The sequence below is a fragment of the Methanobrevibacter oralis genome, assembly GCF_001639275.1.
In the GTDB taxonomy this organism is placed as follows: domain Archaea; phylum Methanobacteriota; class Methanobacteria; order Methanobacteriales; family Methanobacteriaceae; genus Methanocatella; species Methanocatella oralis.
Genome location: NZ_LWMU01000018.1, coordinates 1 through 790, shown reverse-complemented (window position 1 = coordinate 790; position 790 = coordinate 1). Strand labels below are relative to the sequence as shown.

The window sequence follows — 790 nt, the reverse complement described above, 5'->3', positions numbered from 1 at the left end:
CATTAACAACAATGTATGTTGAATCTAAAATAACACCATTAACCATATTGTCCGCTTCAACATTAGATAATTCATCAGTTATATCTTTAAAAATCCCTACACTACTATTGGTTTCAATAACATTATCTAATATAATACTATTATACACTAAACCCTTAATATAAATACCATAACTTTCACTATTAATCTTATTGTTGATAATAGTATTGTTATAATACCTATGTTTAGTAGATTTAGCTGTTATAGTGATGCCTATATTTTTAGTGTTGATAATATTGTTATTTATAATATTAAAATTACCTAATAAAGATATCCCTGTATCATGTTTATTATTAATCCTATTATCATGAATATTTGAATAATTATCTTTAATAGCTATTCCTACACCATATCCTTTAATATTTATATAATTATCATAAACATTAATCTGATTAATAATACTCATGGCAGCATAAATATCCATAAAAGTAATATTGTTCCTATAAACATTACAAAGTGAATTTCCATTACTTTTTGCTATAATCCCATATTCTTGACTATCGCCGGTTATAATATTATTGTGTACAGAAAAATTACTTCCATAAACACAAATACCCACGCCACCATTATGAATAATATTGCCATAAACAGAAATATTATTACCAACTAAATTAATAGCATAGGATCCTTTTAAAAAAGTGTTGTTTGCAATGACAGTACCATTATGATTTTCATAAGCACATTGTAACAAAATAGACATTTCACCATTACAAAAACCTTTAAAATCATTAAATGAAATTATATTACCTTT

General features: G+C 24.3%; 1 pseudogene. It reads right to left on the bottom strand.

Annotated features, from left to right (window positions below):
• Positions 1 to 790, bottom strand: a pseudogene (locus MBORA_RS10740) (adhesin); the annotation flags it as partial.